The organism is Acidovorax sp. NB1, assembly GCF_005405905.1.
Taxonomy (GTDB): domain Bacteria; phylum Pseudomonadota; class Gammaproteobacteria; order Burkholderiales; family Burkholderiaceae_C; genus Acidovorax.
Genome location: NZ_BJHU01000035.1, coordinates 37,274 through 55,994, shown reverse-complemented (window position 1 = coordinate 55,994; position 18,721 = coordinate 37,274). Strand labels below are relative to the sequence as shown.

Sequence of the window (18,721 nt, the reverse complement as noted above, 5' to 3'; positions counted from 1 at the left end):
TTGCGACCGGTGTACGTTTAAAGTCAGGGCATTGTGACAGAAACCAATCCCCCATTCACCGGTATGGCCGGGGCTTGCGACGCTATGACTGTCATAGCGAAAAGCGATCAGGGCACCGGCTTGGGCACCGCTCTGTGGAGGGCCGCGCTGGCCCAGGTGGCCGCGCATGCGAGGGCCCATGGCGCCCATTTGGCGCGTACCGTGGTGCTGGTGCCCTACGCCCAGCTCATGCCCTGGGCCCAGCGCCACTGGGCGCTGCAGTTTCCGCAGGGTTTTGCACCCCGCTTTGAAACCACCCGCAACTGGGCGCGCCAGCTGCAGGGTTTTGAGCCATCGGCCGACGACTTTGCGGGCGACGTGGCGCGCGACACCCTCACGGCCCGGGCCTTGCTGGAGCGTGTGGGGCAGGGCGCCCAGCGCGAGATGCTGGCCACGCCATTGCAAGAAGCCGCCGCCCAACTGGCACCCGCCGTAGCAGCCGTGCCCCCGGCGCAGCGCGCCGCCTGGGGCGACGAGGCCCGGCAACTGCTGGCCACCGCCGATGAGGGCAGTAGCCTGCACTATGAAGCCCTGGTGGCGCGCTTGGCGCTGGAATGGGTGCTGGCCTCGCGCCACGCCACCGACGTGTTGTTCGAGCCCGGAGTGCGCGCATCGGTGGACGCTTTGGTGGTGCTCGAAGGCTTTCAATCCGATGCACTGACCCCGGCCCTGGTGACGCATTGGGGTGAGCAAGGCATTTGCGTTGCGCTGCCTTCGTTGGTTGATGAAAGTCCCGCGCCACCCCAGCGCGCTTTGCATGCCGCCACCGATGCCGAAGACGAAGCCCAACGCGCTGCTGCCTGCGTGCTGGCCCATGTTCGCGATGGTCGCGTGCCCGTGGCACTGGCCGCCACCGACCGGGCCTTGATCCGCCGCGTGCTCGCCCACCTGGGTAGCAGTGGCGTGCTGGTGCGTGATGAAAGTGGCTGGATTCTTTCGACCACACGCGCCGCCTCACGGGTCATGGCCGCGCTGCAGGCAGCGGCCTGGAATGCGTCGTCCAACGACGTGCTGGACTGGATCAAACACGCGCCCGCGCTGATGCCAGGAGAGGTCAACCGCCTGGAGCAATGGCTGCGCAAAGGCGTGGTGCAGCACTGGGGCGCCGCCACGGCGCGTGATCTGAGCGCGCAGTCCCACCTGGCCCGCACCGTGGCCACGGTGGAGACCTGGCGCGACACCTTGCGCGCTGCGCGTCCTCTGGCGCAGTGGCTGCCCGCTCTGCGCGCCGTCCTGGAGCAAGCGGGGCAATGGCAGGGCCTGCAGGCCGACCCCGCAGGCATGCGCGTGCTGGCTGCCCTGCGCCTGCAAGACGGCCAGCAGAGCGAGCTGGAAACCTGGGGCGATAGCGCAGGCCGCCGCATGGCACTGGCCGAGTTCACCCGCTGGGTGAAAGACGTGCTGGAAGCCGGGCGTTACGTGGCCGCGCAGGCCGCCGATGCGCCTGTGGTCGTGCTACCCCTGCCGCAGTTGCTGGCCCGACCCTTTGCTGCGGCTGTGCTGCCGGGTTGCGACGAAAAGCGCATGCAAGCCGCCCCCGAGCCTTCAGGCGATTGGTCCCAGTCCCAGCGCGAGGCCTGGGGTTTGCCCACACGCCAGTCACTGGAGGCCGCGCAGCGCGCCGCCTGGACCCACGCACTGCGCACGCCCGTGGTGGATGTGCTGTGGCGCACGGGCGACGAGGGCGGAGAGCCCCTGCTGGCCAGTGCCCTGGTGCTGGCACTGCAGTTGGATGGCGCAGCCTCACCTGGCGCCGACGACCGCGCCGCACGCGAAGTGCTCGCCACCCCCACGCAGCGTCCCCAGCCCGTGGGCCAGACCCTGCCCGTGCAGCAGCTCTCGTCCACTGCGTATTCGGACCTGCGGCACTGCCCCTACCGCTTCTTCGCCCAGCGCCAACTGGGCCTGCGCGAGGCCGACGAGCTGGACGCTGAAGTAGACAAGCGCGACTTTGGCAACTGGCTGCATGCGGTGCTCCAGCGCTTTCATGAAGACCTGCGCGATCAGCCCACCGACGACGCGGGCGAGCGCAGCGCCCGCATGGACGCCGCCGCCGAAGCCGTCACGCGCCAGCAGCGCCTGCAAGAAGGCGACTTTCTGCCCTTTGCCGCAGGCTGGACGCAGCTGCGCGACGGCTACCTGCACTGGCTGGCGGGACACGAACAGCAAGGCGCGATGTTCCGCGAGGCCGAGGTCAAGGCCCGCCAGCCCCTGGGCGACCTGGAGCTGATCGGCACCATCGACCGCATCGACGGCGTCTCCAGCACGGGCGAGCCCACGGTGCTGGTGATCGACTACAAAACCGAAAGCGACAGCGTCACCCGCCAGCGCATCAAGAGCGGCGCGGAAGACACCCAGTTGCCGTTCTACGCCGCCCTGCTGCACCACGACACGCTGCGCGCCGCCTACGTCAACGTGGGCGAGCGCGGCGAGACGCAACTGCACGAACAGGATGAGGTGGTGCACCTGCGCGATGTGCTGATTGAAGGCATCCAGCACGATATGGCCCGCATCGCCGCTGGTGCGCCGCTGCCTGCGCTTGGCGAGGGCTCGGTGTGCGAGTTCTGCGCCGTGCGCGGCCTGTGCCGCAAAGACTATTGGGCAGATGCCGAACAGGCACTGCCCGCGCCAGAGACGCCATGACCGCCAGTATTTCCCCCGCCACCCAGGCCGCCTACGAACACAACGGCCGCCCCGTTTCGCGCGAGGCCTTCTACGCCATCGCCTGCGACCCCGCCCGCAGCGTGGCGGTGGAGGCCTGCGCGGGCGCGGGCAAGACCTGGATGCTGGTCTCGCGCATGCTGCGGGCGCTGCTGGACGGCTGTGCGCCGCACGAAATCCTGGCCATCACCTTCACCAAAAAGGCCGCAGGCGAAATGCGCCAGCGCCTGCAGGAATGGCTGGAGCAGTTCAGCCACAAGCCGCTGGAGGAGCTGATGGCAGAGCTGATTGCACGCGGAATCAGCCCCCAGGGCGCACTGGAAAAGCGCGAGGCGCTGCAAAATTTATACCGCCAGCTGCTCGAAGCTGGCCGCCCCGTGCAGATCCGCACCTTCCACAGCTGGTTTGCCGCGCTGCTGGGCACGGCCCCGCTGGCGCTGTTGCAGCAGCAAGGCCTGCCCGCGCACTTTGAACTGCTGGAAGACGATGCCGAGGCCGTGCGCGAGGTCTGGCCCCCGTTTTTGCAGACCGTGGCCGACAGCGCCAGCCTGCGCTCCGATTACGAAGCCGTCGTAGCCCGCCATGGCCGATCGCAAACGCACAAGGCGCTGGCGGCAGCCCTGGCCAAGCGCGTGGAGTTTGACCTGGCCGACGCGGTGGGCGTGGTCGATGCCTCGGTGCCGCCGTTCCAGCAGGCGTACCCCGAACTGGCTGCGCTGATGGAGCCTGCCGAGGCCCTGCAGACCGAATCTGCCCTGCAGCGTTGGCGCAACCGCGCCAGCGCCCTGGGCGCCGAGTCCAACAAGACCCCGCAAAAGGCGGCCGACGCCATCATCGACGCGCTGGCCTGCACTGACCTGAACCAGCGCCTGGACATGCTGCGCAAAGCCATGTTCGTGGCCAAAGAAGACCGCCTGTCGAAGAACCTGGAGAAGTTCCCCGCCGCGCAAGAGGCCGAGCCCGAACTGCAGCGCCTGCTGGTGGCCCGCCGCCAGCACGAGGCCTGGCAACACCAGCAGCGCATGGCCCGGCTGGCGCGCTGCCTGATTGCGCAATTCGTGGCGGTCAAGCAGCAGCACGGCTGGGTGGACATGAACGATGTGGAGCGCACGGCGCTGGTCATGCTGGCCGACCCGGTGCTCAGTGGCTGGGTGCAGGAGCGGCTGGACGCCCGCATCCGCCACCTGCTGGTCGATGAGTTCCAGGACACCAACCCGCTGCAGTGGCAGGCGCTGCATGCCTGGCTGGCAGGCTATGCGGGCTCGGGCGGCGGCTCGGCCGCGCCCAGCGTGTTCATCGTGGGCGACCCCAAGCAGAGCATCTACCGTTTTCGCCGGGCGGAGCCGCAAGTCTTCATTGCCGCTCAGGCCTTTGTGCGCGACGGGCTGGGCGGCGACCTACTCAGCTGCGACCACACGCGCCGCAATGCGCAGGGCGTGATCGCCGCCGTCAACGCCGTCATGGGCCAGGCCCAGGCGCAGCAAGAGACCAGCGGCTTTCGCGACCACACCACCGAATCCAAACACACGGGCCAGCTGCTGCGCCTGCCCGCCATCATTGATGCGGATGACGACAGCCCAGGCGCCGCGCGCGATCCCCTGGCCTGGCGCGACAGCCTGACCGAACCCCGCCACGAGGCCGAAGAAACCCAGCGCATGCGCGAATGCACCCAGGCCGCCGCCTGGGTGGCCGCGCAGATCGCCAGCGGCACCCCGCCCAAGGAGGTGCTGGTGCTGGCCCGCAAGCGCGACCGCCTGGCCAGCATGCAAGACGCTTTGCGCGCCCTGCACCTGCCCTGTGTGCAGCCCGAAAAAGCCGACCTGTTCGACGCGCCCGAGGTGCAGGACATGGTGGCGCTGCTGGATGTGCTGGTCTCGCCCACGCACGACCTCTCGCTGGCGCGTGCGCTCAAGTCGCCCCTGTTTGGTCTGGGCGATGACGCCCTGGTGGCGCTGGCCGTGTTGCGCCGCCAGCCCGAACATGCAGGCAGCAGCTGGTTTGATTTGCTATCAAAAAATGAGCTATCAGGGCATGACCATCAGGCGGTAGGGGCTATTTTGACCCAATACCAGGCCTGGGTGGGCAGCCTGCCGCCACACGATGCGCTGCACGCCATCTACGAACACGGCGATGTGCTGGCCCGCTTTGCCGCCGCCGCACCCGTCACCCAGCGCCAGACTGTGCAGGCCAACCTGCGTGCGCTGCTGTCGGCAGCGTTGCAGCACGATGGGGGGCGCTACCTCACCCCCTACGCGTTTGTGCGGGCCATGAAAAAGGGGGGCGTGCGCGCCCCCGGCCGGGCCGATGCGCAGGCCATCCGCCTGCTGACGGTGCACGGCGCCAAGGGGCTGGAGGCCGATTGTGTGCTGCTGCTCGACACCGACACCCGCCCGCAAAAAGCCGAGACCATGGGCGTGCTGGTGGATTGGCCGGGCGAGCAGGCTGTGCCCTCGGCCTTCGTCTTTTTGGCCAGCGAATCGAACCCGCCGCCCAGTGCGGTGGACGCGCTGGCTGCCGAGCAGCAGGCCCGCAGCCGCGAAGAGCTGAACATGCTCTACGTGGCCATGACACGCGCCAAGCACTGCCTGGCGCTGTCGTCCGTATTGCCCAGCAATTCCGCACCGGGCAGTTGGTGGAACCGGCTGGCGCCACTGGTCAGTGAGGTCGATGTGGGCATAGCACCCGCACCCGCTGCTGGCGTGCACGCCTCTTCCGGCACATTCACCATCGCCGCGTTGTTGCCACTGCCCGAGGCCCTGCAAAGCGCCCGCAACAAACCGGGGGCGGTGACCACCACCGACCCCAGCGGCCCCACGCCCGTGGCCATGCCCGGCGATGGCGACTCTACGCCTCTGTCGCGCCAGGGCGACGCCATGCATCAACTGCTGGAGCAGGCCGGTGTGGCCGGTGCCCCGCTGGCCGACCTGCGCGCCCACGGTTGGTCTGCCGCGCGCCTGGCCCGCCTGGCTGCCGACCACGACATCACTCCCGCCGCCGCCGAGCAGGCCGCCCGTATGGCGCAGGGCATCCTGGCCGGCGAGGGCGCATGGGCGTGGGAGCCAACGTTGATTCAAACCGCCATCAACGAAGCCCCGCTGCACTACCAGGGCCAGAGCCTGCGCATCGACCGGCTGGTGTTGCGCCGCGCAGCGCAGGCCGAGGATGCTGCTGCAGGATGGTGGGTACTGGACTACAAAAGCGCCACCCAGCCCCAGCGCCAGCAGGCGCTGGTGGCGCAGTTGGAGCGCTACCGCGAAGCCGTGTCGGCACTGATGCCGGGCGAGGCCGTGCATGCCGCCTTCCTCACGGGCGATGGGCGGTTGGTGATGGTGGGGGACGCACCGGGCGGCGCAAGGGCGTCTACCGCCAAACCGACTGGGGTCGGGCATACTCTCGCCCCCGCTGCGCCGGTCGCCCCGGCAAAGCCCGGGCGCGCCGCGCCGGGGCCTGCGGATTCACCGCAAGGCTCTTTGTTCTGACCGGTCCTTCCGGCCCCAACGCAGCGCTACGCCCCCATCTTTTAGCAAGGCCCTTCCGTGTCCCACACCCTTTCTCCTTCCGATACACCCACCCTGTCTGCGGAGACCTTGCAGTGCGATGTGGCCGTCATCGGCGGCGGCCCGGCGGGCCTGATGGCCGCCGAGGTGCTGGCCCAGGCGGGCGTGGCCGTGCACGTGTTTGATGCCATGCCGTCGGTGGGGCGCAAGTTTCTGCTGGCGGGCAAGGGCGGGCTCAACCTCACGCACTCCGAACCGCACGAGCCCTTTGTGGGACGTTATGCCGGGCGCGAGCAGCGGATCGAGCCGCTGGTCCGCGCCTTTGGCGGTCCTGAACTGCGTGCCTGGGCGCTGGGGCTGGGCGTGGAGACCTTCGTGGGCACATCAGGCCGCGTGTTCCCCACCGACATGAAGGCCGCACCGCTGCTGCGCGCGTGGCTGCAGCGTCTGCGTGGGCAGGGGGTGCTGTTCCACATGCGCCACCGCTGGCTGGACTGGGCCGAGGAGGGGGCACTGCGTTTTGACGCACCGGCAGGTGAAGTGCGTGTGGCTGCCAAGGCCGTGGTGCTCGCGCTGGGCGGCGGCAGCTGGGCGCGCCTGGGGTCGGACGGTGCCTGGGTGCCGTTGCTGGCGCAGCGCGGCGTGGCTGTGGAGCCGTTGCGCCCCTCCAACTGCGGCTTTGATGTGCTGCGCGCCGATGCCCCGGTGGGCGAGACGCGCCGTGCCTTTCTGCAAGAACTGCTGGGCCGCACGCCCGCGCCCACGGTGGGCTGGACGCCACATTTTTCAGAGAAGTTTGTGGGCCAGCCCTTCAAGACCGTGGCGCTCAGCTTCACCGACAGCCAGGGCCGCAGCTTCAGCCGCCGGGGCGAGTTTGTGGTCACGGCCACGGGGGTGGAGGGCAGCCTGGTCTACGCCGCTTCGCACCTGCTGCGCGACGAGGTGCAAGCCCACGGCCACGCCACGTTCCACCTCGATCTGTTGCCCGACCACAGCCCGGAGCGTGTGCTGGTGGAGGTGCGCCACCCGCGCGGCTCGCGCTCGCTGTCCAGCCACCTCAAGAGCCGCCTGGGCCTGGACGGCATCAAGGCGGGCATCTTGTATGAACATCTGGGCAAGGACGGCATGAACGACCCCGTGGCCCTGGCCCACGCCATCAAGGCCCTGCCCATCACCGTGGTGGCTGCGCGCCCGCTGGACGAAGCCATCAGCACGGCGGGTGGCGTAGCTTTTGAGGGGCTGGACGCGCAACTCATGGCCTCGGCGTTGCCGGGCGTGTTCTGCGCAGGGGAGATGCTGGACTGGGAGGCGCCCACCGGCGGCTATCTGCTTACCGCCAGCATGGCCAGTGGCCGTGTGGCAGGCGAGGGGGCGCTGCGCTGGCTGGGGGAGTCCGCAGGGGCTTGAGAAGGCGCTGCGGGCAGGGTTTTGGGCGAGCCTGGCAGGCTTGCCTTTGCGCGCTACCGAAATACTGGGGTGGGGAGTTTTTGCGCGAGCGCGCAAAGAAAGAAGAAGTTGACGAGCCTTACCCCCGGCACTGACTCCACAGTTAGGGCTGCTTGGTTCCCCACCTGACCCGGTTGGCCGCTTCACCATGCGAGGAGGCCCGTCACCGCCGATTGTACGCTGGATGTGGGGTGCACTTTTCGACACGCTGCATTGTCCGGATGCCTGCAGGTCTGCCCGGCCCAGCCCGTAGAATCGCCCGCATGTCCTACCTCGTGCTCGCCCGCAAGTACCGCCCCCGCAATTTCACCGAGATGGTGGGGCAGGAGCATGTGGTTCAGGCCTTGTCGAACGCGTTGACCCAGCAGCGCCTGCACCACGCCTACCTGTTCACCGGCACGCGCGGTGTGGGCAAGACCACGGTGTCGCGCATCCTGGCCAAGTCGCTCAATTGCCAGGGCGCAGACGGCAACGGCGGCATCACTGCCACGCCCTGCGGCGTGTGCCAGGCGTGTACCGACATCGACAGCGGCCGCTTTGTGGACTACACCGAGCTGGACGCGGCCTCCAACCGGGGTGTGGACGAGGTGCAAAGCCTGCTGGAGCAGGCCGTCTACAAGCCGGTCCAAGGGCGCTTCAAGGTCTTCATGATCGACGAAGTGCACATGCTCACGAACACGGCGTTCAACGCCATGCTCAAGACGCTCGAAGAGCCGCCCGAATACCTCAAGTTTGTGCTCGCCACGACTGACCCGCAGAAGGTGCCGGTCACGGTGCTGAGCCGGTGCCTGCAGTTCAACCTGCGCCCCATGGCGCCTGAGACCGTGCTCTCGCACCTCACGCAGGTGCTGGCGACCGAGAACGTGCCCGCCGAGCCACAGGCCTTGCGTCTGCTCTCGCGCGCTGCGCGGGGCTCCATGCGCGATGCGCTCTCGCTCACCGACCAGGCCATCGCGTTTGGCAGCGGTCAGTTGCAGGAAGCCGGTGTGCGCCAGATGCTGGGTGCCGTGGACCGCTCCTATGTGTTCCGCCTCATTGACGCGCTGGCCCAAGGCGACGGCAAGACCGTGGTCGAAACCTCGGACGCGCTGCGCATGAACGGCCTGTCGGCCGCCTCCACGCTCGAAGAAATGAGTGCCGTGCTGCAGCGCATGGCCGTGTTCCAGGCTGTGCCGCAAATGGCCGGTGCGGTGGATGCCGACGACCCCGAGGCCGCCGAAACCGCCCGCCTGTCTGCGCTGATGCCCGCCGACGAAACGCAATTGCTCTACAGCCTGTGCCTGCATGGGCGCGGCGAGCTGGGCCTGGCGCCCGATGAATACGCAGCGCTCACCATGGTGCTGCTGCGCCTGCTGGCCTTCAAGCCCGCCGGCGGTGCAGGGGGCTCTGGCGAACCGGCTGAAAAAAAAACTCTGACGCGGGCTGAAACCGCGCCCGCAGGGGCTTCGGCGGCTGCGTCGGCAGCTCTGACATCGCCACCGGCGTTGGCTCCGGCGCGTCCTGCGGCGTCTTCGGCCATGGCTGCGCCGGTGCCACAGCCCGCACCAGCGGTGCCCGTGCCGCCTGTTGCGGCCTCTGTGGTGGCAGCTGCCGTGTCGGCTCCAGCGTCGGCCCCGGCAGCTGCCATAACAGCGCTGGAAGATGCCCCTTCATCAGGAGGCGATGACGCTTCTTTGTCAGAGCCGCCGCCTTGGCCCGGGTCGGAGGACGATGCTGGCACCGCAGGCGGTGCACATGCGGCGCCAGTGGCGCCTGCAGCCGTCACGGCGCTGCCCGTGCGCGAGGTGCAAGGATTTGATCAAAATCGCAGCCCTGCGCGCGCTGATCAAGCGCAAGCAGCTCCTGAATTTGTAGCAATCCCGGTGCGCGTAGCCCCCGAGCCCGGCGTGCGTTTGCAACCGGCTCCCCATTCCGCGCCTGTGCCTGCATCCGCACGCTACACGCCCACCGAAGAAGGCGATGTCTGGCACACCACGGTGCAGCAGATGGTCGCGGCTGAAGCCATCAACGCCCTGGTGCGGGAGCTGGCCCTGCAGTCGCAACTGGTGGCGCGTGACGGTGGCCACTGGCTGCTGCGCGTGGAGCGCGAGTCACTCAACCAGCCCACGGCGCGCGAGCGCCTGCGCGCGGCGCTGGAGGCTGCGGGCCACGCCACCCAGATCAGCGTCGAGGTGGGCGTGGTCATCGACAGCCCCGCCCGCCGCAACGCCGCTGCCGCTGCCGAACGCCAGCGCCGCGCCGAGGAAATTGTGCACAACGACCCCTTCGTGCAATCGCTGATGCGGGACTACGGCGCGAGAATCGTGCCGGGCAGCATCAAACCCGCGTGACCGACGACCACTATTCACTCATTTCAATAGAAACCGAAAAGGAAACCACACCATGTTCAACAAAGGACAACTCGCCGGCCTGATGAAGCAAGCCCAGGCCATGCAGGACAACCTCAAGAAGGCCCAGGACGAACTGGCCTTCATTGAAGTGGAAGGCGAATCGGGCGCGGGCCTGGTGAAGGTGGTCATGACCTGCAAGCACGACGTCAAGCGCATCACCATCGACCCCAGCCTGCTGGCCGAGGACAAGGACATGCTGGAAGACCTGGTGGCGGCAGCGTTCAATGCGGCGGTACGCAAGGCCGAGGAGACTTCGTCGGAGAAGATGGGCAAGCTGACGCAAGGCATGCCAGGCCTCCCCGGCGGCATGAAATTCCCTTTCTGATACTGGCTACCGAGCGGGCCATCTGCGTCGTTGGGCGGTGCTCGGAATCCTCACGTACTTCAAGTACGTTCCGGTTCCTGCGCTCCGTCCGCCTAGCAGCTGATCCCGCTCGCTACGCCCTTGAGGTTGGGGTGTGAAGGCAGGGGGCACATCCCCTTTGCTTTTCCTCACATCCGTTCGAGTTGGCCCTGTTTGCGCCTTACTCATCCAAGCCTTACCAACCCACGCGCCTTACCTCCAGCCTGTCCATGTCCACCACCAATTCTCTCGACGTCCTGATTCAGGCGCTGCGCCGGCTGCCGGGGGTGGGGGTGAAGTCTGCGCAGCGCATGGCGTTTCATCTGCTGCAGCATGACCGGGAAGGGGCGCTGGCACTTTCACGGGCGCTCTCGGAGGCGGTGAGCACGGTGCACCACTGTGCGCGTTGCCATACGTTCACCGAGGCCGAGGTGTGCAGCACCTGCCTGGACCCGGAGCGGGATGCCACGCGGCTGTGTGTGGTTGAAACGCCTGCGGACCAGTCGGCGATGGAGCGCACCGGGGCCTTCAAGGGGCTGTACTTTGTGCTCATGGGGCGGCTCAGCCCGCTGGACGGGGTGGGGCCCAAGGAAATCGGGCTGCAGAAGCTCATGGAGCGGGCCACCAGCGGCGAGGTGCAGGAGGTGATCCTGGCCACCAATTTCAACGCCGAGGGCGAGGCCACGGCCCATGTGATCAGCGAGGCCCTCAAGAGCCGGGGCGTGCATGTGACGCGCCTCGCGCGCGGGGTGCCCGTTGGCAGCGAGCTGGAATATGTGGACCTGGGCACCATAGCGCATGCGCTGGTGGACCGCAGGTGACGGCACCACCCCTGCGTGGCCGTTAAAATACTCACAATTTAATAGCTGCTCGGGCTTATCCATCAGGCGCTGGCGGCCAAAAAAGGTCGAAAACTATGAATACCACCATGCATGTTGCCCGGTTTACCGTGGCCTACTGGTGCGTGCTGATCGCCGCACTGCTGCCCATGGGTTGCGCCTGGCTGGCCAAGAGCGGCAACCTGGGCAAGTCGCGCAAGGACGGCGGCTTTGACAACCACGATCCGCGCGCCTGGATGGCCCGGCAGACCGACTGGCGTGCGCGGGCCAATGCGGCGCAGGCCAACAGCTTCGAGGCGCTGCCGTTCTTTATCGGTGCGGTGATCATTGCGCACCTGCTGGGTGCCGGGCAGACGGTGCTCGACATGCTGGCGCTGCTGTTTGTTCTGCTGCGCATCTTCTACGTGATGATGTATGTCTCCGATATGCCCACGGCCCGCAGCGCTGTGTGGGCGGCGGGTTTCCTGGTCAACGTGGCGATTCTTTTCATCGGCTACCGTTAAAGGCATAGCCCCGGGGCGGGCTACCGCAGGCCGATGTACCCATGGGGTGCATCGCGTGCAAGCGGTCCCGCCACCTCACCTTGTGCTTACGTAGAAACCCGCAGGGAATCTCCCTGATGCGGTCTGTCCCCCTCTGGGGCACGATTGTTGCAATGCAACATTGTTTTGTTTCCTGACCCCATGCCCCTGTCTTTGCTCACCCGCCGTGCCTTTGGCACCGTGTCCGCCCTGTCGGCGGCTGCGGTGTGTGCGCCTGCACTGGTGCGGGCGCAAACCGATGGAGCCATGCTGGGGCGTGTGACCGTGGCGGTGGGCGGGCAGGGGGTGCTTTACCACCTGCCGCTGGCGCTGGCGGATGCCTTGGGCTACTTCCGGGCTGAAGGCCTGGAGGTGGTGGTGCGTGACTTTGCTGCGGGTGCGTTGGCGCAGCAGGCCGTGCAGGAGGGGACGGCCGATGTCTGTTCGGGCGCGTTTGAACATGTGCTGCGCGCGCAGGTGCGGGGCCAGGCCTACCGCTCGCTTGTGCTGCAGGGGCGAGCGCCCCAGCTGGCTTTGGGGGTGTCGTTGCGCTCGCTTCCAGCCTACAAGGACCTGGGCGATCTGGCGGGGCGGCGCGTTGGTGTCTCATCCGTCGGCTCTTCCACCCACCTGGCGGCCAGTCTGATGCTGGTGCGCGCGGGGGTGTCGCCCCGCGATGTGGCGTTTGTGGGGGTGGGCTCGGGCACCAACGCGATGAACGCGCTGCGCTCGGGCCAGGTGCATGCGCTGTGCCATGCCGACCCGATCATGACGCTGCTGGAGCAGAAGGCCGATACGCGCATCGTGGGCGACCTGCGTTCGCTCAAGGCGGCCCAGGAAGTGGTGGGTAGCGGCACCTGGCCCGCTGGCAGCCTGTATGCACCGCAGGCCTTTGTGCAGAAACAGCAGGCCCAGGCCCAGGCGCTGGTCAATGGTGTTGTGCATGCACTCAAGTGGCTGCAGACCGCCGGACCGGCCGACCTCGTCAAGGCCGTGCCTGCTGCGTACTTGATGGGCGACCGGGGCCTGTATCTCACGGCCTTTGGCCGTGTGCGCGAGACCTTTTCGCCCAATGGCCTGATGCCGGACGACGGCCCGGCCACGGCGCTGCGGGTGCTGGCCCGGGTGCAACCAGAATTGGCAGAGACCAAGGTGGAGCTGGCGCGCACCTTTACCAACGACCTGGTGCGCAAGGCGCGCCAGAAGTACAGCGTCTGACCCCTGGGGCTTGCGCTCTGCATCACTGTGGCATGGTGCGTGGCGTGGGGGCTTTTACCGGGAGCGCCAGTCTGGCGCAGGGGCTGGTTTGGACTACAGTGCGGGGCGCGCCTGCCTTTCGTGCAGGCCTTCTGCCCAATGTGCCGGGGCGCATCCGCAGGCTGCGGCCCCTTACCCCGTGTTTGATTTTTCCAAGGACTTTCCCATGTCGCTGAGCCTCAGCATCGGCCCGCTTGTTTCCCTGATTGCCGGCATCCTTATTCTGGTGATGCCGCGTCTGCTCAGCACCATCGTGGCGCTGTACCTCATCATCATGGGCATCCTGGGGTTGCTGGGGATGCACACGCTCCGGTTCTGATCTTTTTTTGCCAGGGGGCGGCGGCCCATGCCGTCCGGGACCGCCTGGGGCATCAGCGGCGCTTGACCTTGGAGGGTGTGCCACCCTTGCGGGCCGGGGGGGCGGCCGCGCGCTTGTTGTTGCTGCTGCCTGCCCGGGCATTGGCCTGGGCCTGCCGCACGGGCAGGTACACCACCACCTGCTGCCCCACCTTGAAGACGGCGTTGGCGCGCACGTCGTTCCAGTCGGCCACGTTGGCGGCGGTGAGTTTGTAGCGCCGTGCAATGCTGGCCACGGTCTCGCCTTTGCCTGCGCGCACCGTGGTGCGGCGGGTGACGATCTCGGGGGCCAGTGCCACCTGTCCGTTGTCGGCCAGGTGGGAGGACACATCCTGGCGCGTGGTGGCGGAGCGCGGCACCATCAGGGCCGAGCCCGCCTTGATCAGCATGCGGGGCGGGATGTTGTTCATGCTGCGCAGATCGGCTTCGCTCATGCCCGCGCGCTGCGCGGCCTCGGCCACGCTCATGGTGCTGGGCACAGACCACACGGTCCAGCTGGCGTACTGGCCCTCGCGGCGGGCCTCCAGGTTGCGCAGGAAGACCTTGGCGTTGTCCCAAGGCAGCAGGATCTGGGGTGTGCCTGCGGCCAGGATCACGGGGCGCTTGTAGGAAGGGTTCAGCGCGCGGAAGTCTTCTTCGCGGATGCCTGCGAGCTGGGCCACCAGGGCCACGTCGATGTCGTGTGTGATGTCCACCGTCTGGAAGTACGGGTGGTTCTCGATGAGCGGCAGCTCGGTGCGGAAGGCATCGGGGTTGGCCACGATGTTCTTCACGGCCTGCAGCTTGGGCACATACATGCGGGTCTCGGCCGGCATGTTGAGGTCGGTGTAGCTGGTGCCCAGGCCCTGCTTCTGGTTGCGGGCAATGGCCCGGCCCACACTGCCTTCGCCCCAGTTGTAGGCGGCCAGGGCCAGGTGCCAGTCACCGAACATGCCGTACAGCTTTTGCAGGTAGTCGAGCGCGGCACGGGTGGACGCGAGCACATCGCGGCGGTCGTCGCGGAAAGCGTTTTGCTTGAGGTCGAAGTAGTTGCCCGTGGCAGGCATGAACTGCCACATGCCAGCGGCCTTGGCGCTGGACACGGCCTGGGGGTTGAACGCGCTCTCGATGTAGGGCAGCAGGGCCAGCTCGGTGGGCATGCCGCGCCGCTCCAGCTCTTCAACAATGTGGAACAGGTATTTGCTGGATCGCTCGGTCATGCGCTGCATGTAGTCGGGGCGCGTGGCGTACCACTGCTCGCGGTCCTGCACCAGTTCGTGCTGCAGGTCGGGCATGGCAAAGCCACGCCGGATGCGGTCCCACAGGTCGGCCGGGGCCGACAGCGAGGCCACTTCGCCACTGCTGGCCTGGGCGGCGGTGATGGGCTTGAGCGGCCCATTGGGGATGAGGGGGGTGTGGGTGGAAGAGGTGGCAGTGCCGGGGGATGGTTTGCCGCCTGGGGCCGCCTGGTCGGTGGACGTGGGCCCGGTGGTGGCGCAGCCCGTGAGCCAGAGCAGGCCCGCCAGGCAAGCGATGTGCAGAATTTTCATCGGAATTCGTTCTTCCATTGACGCAGCGCGGCCAGCACCGCCACGGCGTCGTCTTCGGGCACCTGTGCGTCGTGGCCCCGGGCGGCCTGAGCCACCGCAGGATGCCTGACGCGCAGGAAAGGGTTGATGTCTCGCTCCAGGTCCATGCGGGACGGCAGCGTGGGTCGCTGCTGCGCCCGCAGGGCCTCGCATTGGCTGCTGTAGTGGAGCAAGGCGGCGTTGCCAGGTTCCACGGCACGCGCAAATTTCAGGTTGGAGAGGGTGTACTCGTGGGTGCAGCACACGCGGGTGTTGCCGGGCAGGGCGGCCAGCTGGTCCAGCGAGTCCAGCATCTGCGCGGGTGTGCCTTCAAACAGGCGGCCGCAGCCGCCCGAGAACAGGGTGTCGCCGCAGAACAGCAACGGTTCGCCGTCCATGTCTGCACAGTAGTAGGCGATGTGGCCCGCCGTGTGGCCGGGCACATCAATCACCGTGAAGCGCAGGCCCAGCACATCGGCCCCGTCCACCACATCGCCCTGCGCCAGGCGCACCAGGGGCTCGGGAATGCGCTCGCGCGCCGGGCCAAAGACCCTGGCGCCGGTGGCCTCGCGCAAGGCGTCCACCCCGCCGACATGATCGGCATGGTGGTGCGTGACTAGAATGGCCTGCAAACCCAGGCCGAGGTCGTCCAGGGCCTGCACCACGGGTGCGGCGTCGCCCGGGTCCACAACGATCGCCTGGCGGCCGTCGTGCAGCATCCAGATGTAGTTGTCGGTAAAGGCGGGCAGCGGCAGCAAGTTCATGAGCGATCAAATTATAGGTTTGCACCACTGGTTCGATTCCCCGCCGGGCCGGTACCTGCTGGCGTGGGAGCAGGCGCGCTTCGACGAGGCCGTGGCCGACATCTTTGGCTACCACAGTCTGCAGCTGGGCATGCCCCTGCTCGATGGCCTGCGTGCCAACCGCATGCCGCACCAATGGCTGGCGCTGGGGCAGGAGGCGGTGCTGGGGCCCATGGCGTACGGGCAAGCGGACGATGGGGGAGGCGGAGGTGACGGGAGCGACATTCCCTCGCGGGCACACACTGTGGACCTGCTCGCCGAGTCCGTGGCCCTGCCGTTCGCCGATGCGAGCCTGGACCTTATCGTGCTGCCCCACACTCTGGAGCTGAGCATCGACCCCCACGCCACGCTGCGCGAGGTCGAGCGGGTGCTGGTGCCGGAGGGCCGCGTGGTCATCAGCGGGCTGAACCCCACCAGCCTGTGGGGCCTGCGCCAGCGGCGCGCGCGGCTGTACCAGCGTCTGGGGCGGGGCACCCTGTATCTGCCCGATGTGGGCGAGTTCATTGGCTACCGGCGCCTGCGGGACTGGCTGCGGCTTTTAAGCTTCGAGGTCGAATCGGCTCGGTTTGGCTGTTATCGTCCGGCGGTGCGCGGTGCCCAGTGGCTGGACCGCTTTGGCTGGATGGACCCCCTGGGAGAACGCTGGTGGCCCATTCTGGGCGCGGCCTACTTCCTGGTGGCGGTCAAGCGGGTGCATGGCATGCGCCTGCTGGAGCCCGCCTGGCGCAACCAGCGCCAGCGGTCTGCCGCCACCGTGCCCGTGGCCAACCGCGCGGGCGCCAGGGTGCCCACGGCCCATGCCACCCCGGCACAGCGCGAACCGGCGTAGACAATCCATCCCATCGGCCGCCACAGCGCCCTTGCCCGGGCCAGGGCGGCCATCTATGAATCACCAGAGCAGGAACACAGTTTGAATCAGGTAGAGATATACACAGATGGCGCCTGCAAGGGCAACCCGGGCCCCGGCGGATGGGGTGTGCTGCTGCGCGCCGGGCAGGTCGAGAAGGAGCTGTTCGGCGGCGAGCTGGGCACCACCAACAACCGCATGGAGCTGCTGGCCGTGATCGAGGCGCTGTCGGCCCTCAAGCGCCCCTGCGCCGTGACACTGTTCCTGGACAGCGAATATGTGCGCAAGGGGATCACCGAATGGATCCACGGCTGGAAGGCCAAGGGCTGGCGCACCGCGTCCAAGCAGCCCGTCAAGAACGTCGAGCTGTGGCAGCGGCTGGATGCCTTGGTCAGCACTGGCGGCCACCGCATCGAGTGGCGCTGGGTGAAGGGGCATTCGGGCGACCCCGGCAACGAGCGCGCCGATGCGCTGGCCAACCGGGGCGTGGACAAGGCCCTGGGGCGCAACTGACCGCTTGCAGGCGCATGCCCTGGCACCGACAGCGTGCGCGGACGCTGGCACCGGCCCCTTCGGGGGCTTTTTTTGTTTTGGGGCGTGTAAAGCCTGCGTAAAACCGGCGCAATTGCCCTTGGGGTTTTGCCAAAGTTTGCTGCAGCACAAGACACGCACTGATACATTGTTTGATTGCATTCCCCACATCACCTGGTTTCACTGACCCATGGCGTCCAAGAACAAATACATCGTATTCGCTGTCATCGGCATTGCCGCCGCCTCGGGTGCCGCCTGGTGGCTCCAGAAACCCGCGCAGTCCGCGCGCACGGATGTGTCTGCAGCCGGAGGCAGTGGGGGCGTGCCTGCGGGCGGGCCCGCGCGGGGTGCCAGTGCGCCAGGGGGCGCGGGCCGCCCCGTGGCGGTGGAGGCCGTGGCCGTGCGGCAGATGGCGCTGCGCGACGATGCCGAGGCCGTTGGCAGCCTGCGCTCGCGCCAGAGCGTGATGCTCCGCCCCGAGGTGGGCGGGCGCATCACCCAGCTCAACTTCAGCGACGGCCAGCGCGTGCGGCGCGGGCAGGTGCTGGTGCAGTTTGATGACCAGCTGCCCCGCGCGCAGATCCAGCAAAGCCAGGCGGAGCTTTCCATTGCCCAGGCCAACCACAAGCGCAACCAGGAACTGGTGGCCCAGGGCTTCATCAGCCAGCGTTCGGTGGATGAAAGTGCCGCCAACCTGGAGGTCGCGCAGGCCAAGCTGGCCCTGGCGCAGGCCACGGCCCAGCGGCTCAAGATCGTGGCGCCCTTCGATGGCATTGCGGGCATCCGGGGGGTGAACGTGGGCGACTACCTCAAGGACGGCGCCGACATCGTCAACATCGAAGACCTGGACGCCGTGTACGTGGACTTCCGCCTGCCAGAGCGGCTGCAGAGCAAGGCACGCACCGGGCAGACGGCCCAGGTGGCGTTTGATGCGCTGCCGGGCGTGCGCTACGCCGCCGTGGTGCAGGCCATCAGCCCGCAGATTGATGCCGATGGCCGGGCCATTGCAGTGCGTGGCTGCATCGACAACCGCCGCCTGCAACTGCGCCCCGGCATGTTCGCGCGCGTGACCGCCGTGTTTGCAGAGCGCAGCGATGCGCGTGTGGTGCCCGAAGAAGCCATCGTGCCGGATGGCAACAGCCCCTATGTGCTCAAGATTGTGGAGGGCAAGGAGCCCGGCACCCGTGTGACGCGCCGCGTTCCCGTGCAACTGGGTGCCCGTGCGCCCGGCCTGGTAGAGGTGGTGGAGGGGTTGAACGCCGGGGACCTGGTGGTCACGGCCGGCCAGCAGCGCATCCGCAAGGACGGTACCGAGGTGCGTGTGGTCGAGTTGGGCAAGCCGGGCTCGGGTGCTGCGCCTTCCTCCGCACGCCCTGCATCGGGCCCACGGGGGGGCAATGCTGCGGGTGTGGCCGATGCGCCAGCGCTCAACGCATCGGGCGCGGCTGCTGTGGCCGTGGCCCCGGTGGCTCCACCTGCCCCTGCTGTACCCGCAGCGGTTGCCGTGACAACCCCTGCGAGCGCACTGGCGGCCCCGCTGCCAGGCCCCAACCCCTGCCAGATGGCGGCCAACCCTGGCCAGCCAACATCTCCCAGCAAGCGGTCTCCCGCCTGAGGGCGGGTTCTGCTGCCTGGTTAAAGCC

Annotated in this window: 14 protein-coding genes and 1 other RNA gene; 12 read left to right on the top strand and 3 right to left on the bottom strand. The window is 67.8% G+C overall.

Annotated elements, in window-relative coordinates; translation table 11 throughout:
* Window positions 1–84 precede the first annotated feature (84 nt).
* Genes AvAM_RS17660 through AvAM_RS17650 form a run of 3 tightly spaced genes read left to right on the top strand, consistent with a single transcriptional unit; the run spans window position 85 to window position 7,604 of the window.
* Complete coding sequence (locus tag AvAM_RS17660; protein WP_137748286.1) at window positions 85–2,682, top strand: PD-(D/E)XK nuclease family protein; 2,598 nt, start codon at window positions 85–87, stop codon at window positions 2,680–2,682.
* Window positions 2,679–6,179: an exodeoxyribonuclease V subunit beta gene (locus AvAM_RS17655; protein ID WP_137748285.1), complete on the top strand. Its 3,501-nt coding sequence runs from the start codon at window positions 2,679–2,681 to the stop codon at window positions 6,177–6,179. Before AvAM_RS17660 ends, AvAM_RS17655 begins: the two co-directional genes overlap by 4 nt.
* A 57-nt stretch (window positions 6,180–6,236) precedes the next feature.
* Window positions 6,237–7,604 (top strand): TIGR03862 family flavoprotein, encoded by a 1,368-nt coding sequence (locus AvAM_RS17650; protein WP_171012302.1) that lies wholly within the window; start codon window positions 6,237–6,239, stop codon window positions 7,602–7,604.
* Between the two features lie 107 nt (window positions 7,605–7,711).
* Here AvAM_RS17650 and ffs read toward each other — a convergent pair.
* Window positions 7,712–7,808: signal recognition particle sRNA small type (ffs, locus tag AvAM_RS17645), an RNA gene on the bottom strand.
* A 98-nt stretch (window positions 7,809–7,906) separates the two neighbouring features.
* Here ffs and dnaX point away from each other — a divergent pair.
* The 6 genes from dnaX (at window position 7,907) to AvAM_RS17615 (ending at window position 13,312) form a co-directional block, all read left to right on the top strand.
* Window positions 7,907–9,973 (top strand): DNA polymerase III subunit gamma/tau, encoded by a 2,067-nt coding sequence (gene dnaX, locus AvAM_RS17640; protein WP_137748284.1) that lies wholly within the window; start codon window positions 7,907–7,909, stop codon window positions 9,971–9,973.
* Window positions 9,974–10,025: 52 nt separating this feature from the next.
* Complete coding sequence (locus tag AvAM_RS17635; protein ID WP_055398201.1) at window positions 10,026–10,358, top strand: YbaB/EbfC family nucleoid-associated protein; 333 nt, start codon at window positions 10,026–10,028, stop codon at window positions 10,356–10,358.
* 248 nt (window positions 10,359–10,606) lie between these two features.
* On the top strand, window positions 10,607–11,197 hold the full coding sequence (recR, locus tag AvAM_RS17630) for a recombination mediator RecR (protein WP_137748283.1): 591 nt from the start codon (window positions 10,607–10,609) through the stop codon (window positions 11,195–11,197).
* A gap of 95 nt (window positions 11,198–11,292) precedes the next feature.
* Window positions 11,293–11,718 carry an MAPEG family protein gene (locus AvAM_RS17625; RefSeq protein ID WP_137748282.1) on the top strand — a complete coding sequence of 142 codons (426 nt, stop codon included), beginning with the start codon at window positions 11,293–11,295 and terminating at the stop codon, window positions 11,716–11,718.
* Between the two features lie 180 nt (window positions 11,719–11,898).
* Entirely contained in the window at window positions 11,899–12,954 is a 1,056-nt protein-coding gene (locus AvAM_RS17620) for an ABC transporter substrate-binding protein (RefSeq protein ID WP_137748281.1), read from the top strand.
* A 205-nt stretch (window positions 12,955–13,159) separates the two neighbouring features.
* Window positions 13,160–13,312: a DUF3096 domain-containing protein gene (locus AvAM_RS17615; protein ID WP_015013605.1), complete on the top strand. Its 153-nt coding sequence runs from the start codon at window positions 13,160–13,162 to the stop codon at window positions 13,310–13,312.
* 52 nt (window positions 13,313–13,364) lie between these two features.
* Here AvAM_RS17615 and AvAM_RS17610 read toward each other — a convergent pair whose 3' ends face one another.
* Together AvAM_RS17610 and gloB are read right to left on the bottom strand one after the other, a co-directional pair.
* Window positions 13,365–14,879: a transglycosylase SLT domain-containing protein gene (locus tag AvAM_RS17610; protein WP_137748280.1), complete on the bottom strand. Its 1,515-nt coding sequence runs from the start codon at window positions 14,877–14,879 to the stop codon at window positions 13,365–13,367.
* Entirely contained in the window at window positions 14,876–15,661 is a 786-nt protein-coding gene (gloB, locus tag AvAM_RS17605; RefSeq protein WP_137748279.1) for a hydroxyacylglutathione hydrolase, read from the bottom strand. Before gloB ends, AvAM_RS17610 begins: the two co-directional genes overlap by 4 nt.
* Here gloB and AvAM_RS17600 point away from each other — a divergent pair.
* The 3 genes from AvAM_RS17600 (at window position 15,660) to AvAM_RS17590 (ending at window position 18,693) form a co-directional block, all read left to right on the top strand.
* Window positions 15,660–16,529 (top strand): class I SAM-dependent methyltransferase, encoded by an 870-nt coding sequence (locus AvAM_RS17600; RefSeq protein ID WP_137748278.1) that lies wholly within the window; start codon window positions 15,660–15,662, stop codon window positions 16,527–16,529. The two genes, gloB and AvAM_RS17600, sit on opposite strands and share 2 nt — an antisense overlap.
* Window positions 16,530–16,610: 81 nt before the next feature.
* Complete coding sequence (gene rnhA / locus AvAM_RS17595; RefSeq protein ID WP_137748277.1) at window positions 16,611–17,060, top strand: ribonuclease HI; 450 nt, start codon at window positions 16,611–16,613, stop codon at window positions 17,058–17,060.
* Window positions 17,061–17,268: 208 nt separating this feature from the next.
* On the top strand, window positions 17,269–18,693 hold the full coding sequence (locus tag AvAM_RS17590) for an efflux RND transporter periplasmic adaptor subunit (protein WP_137748276.1): 1,425 nt from the start codon (window positions 17,269–17,271) through the stop codon (window positions 18,691–18,693).
* Window positions 18,694–18,721 lie beyond the last annotated feature (28 nt).

Excerpts from the sequence above, each read along its gene's own strand:
- AvAM_RS17660 (WP_137748286.1), top strand. The coding sequence starts at position 85 with ATGACTGTCATAGCGAAAAGCGATCAGGGCACCGGCTTGGGCACCGCT.
- AvAM_RS17655 (WP_137748285.1), top strand. The coding sequence starts at position 2,679 with ATGACCGCCAGTATTTCCCCCGCCACCCAGGCCGCCTACGAACACAAC.
- dnaX (WP_137748284.1), top strand. The coding sequence starts at position 7,907 with ATGTCCTACCTCGTGCTCGCCCGCAAGTACCGCCCCCGCAATTTCACC.
- AvAM_RS17635 (WP_055398201.1), top strand. The coding sequence starts at position 10,026 with ATGTTCAACAAAGGACAACTCGCCGGCCTGATGAAGCAAGCCCAGGCC.
- recR (WP_137748283.1), top strand. The coding sequence starts at position 10,607 with ATGTCCACCACCAATTCTCTCGACGTCCTGATTCAGGCGCTGCGCCGG.
- AvAM_RS17625 (WP_137748282.1), top strand. The coding sequence starts at position 11,293 with ATGAATACCACCATGCATGTTGCCCGGTTTACCGTGGCCTACTGGTGC.
- AvAM_RS17620 (WP_137748281.1), top strand. The coding sequence starts at position 11,899 with ATGCCCCTGTCTTTGCTCACCCGCCGTGCCTTTGGCACCGTGTCCGCC.
- AvAM_RS17615 (WP_015013605.1), top strand. The coding sequence starts at position 13,160 with ATGTCGCTGAGCCTCAGCATCGGCCCGCTTGTTTCCCTGATTGCCGGC.
- AvAM_RS17610 (WP_137748280.1), bottom strand. The coding sequence starts at position 14,879 with ATGAAAATTCTGCACATCGCTTGCCTGGCGGGCCTGCTCTGGCTCACG.
- AvAM_RS17600 (WP_137748278.1), top strand. The coding sequence starts at position 15,660 with ATGAGCGATCAAATTATAGGTTTGCACCACTGGTTCGATTCCCCGCCG.
- gloB (WP_137748279.1), bottom strand. The coding sequence starts at position 15,661 with ATGAACTTGCTGCCGCTGCCCGCCTTTACCGACAACTACATCTGGATG.
- AvAM_RS17590 (WP_137748276.1), top strand. The coding sequence starts at position 17,269 with ATGGCGTCCAAGAACAAATACATCGTATTCGCTGTCATCGGCATTGCC.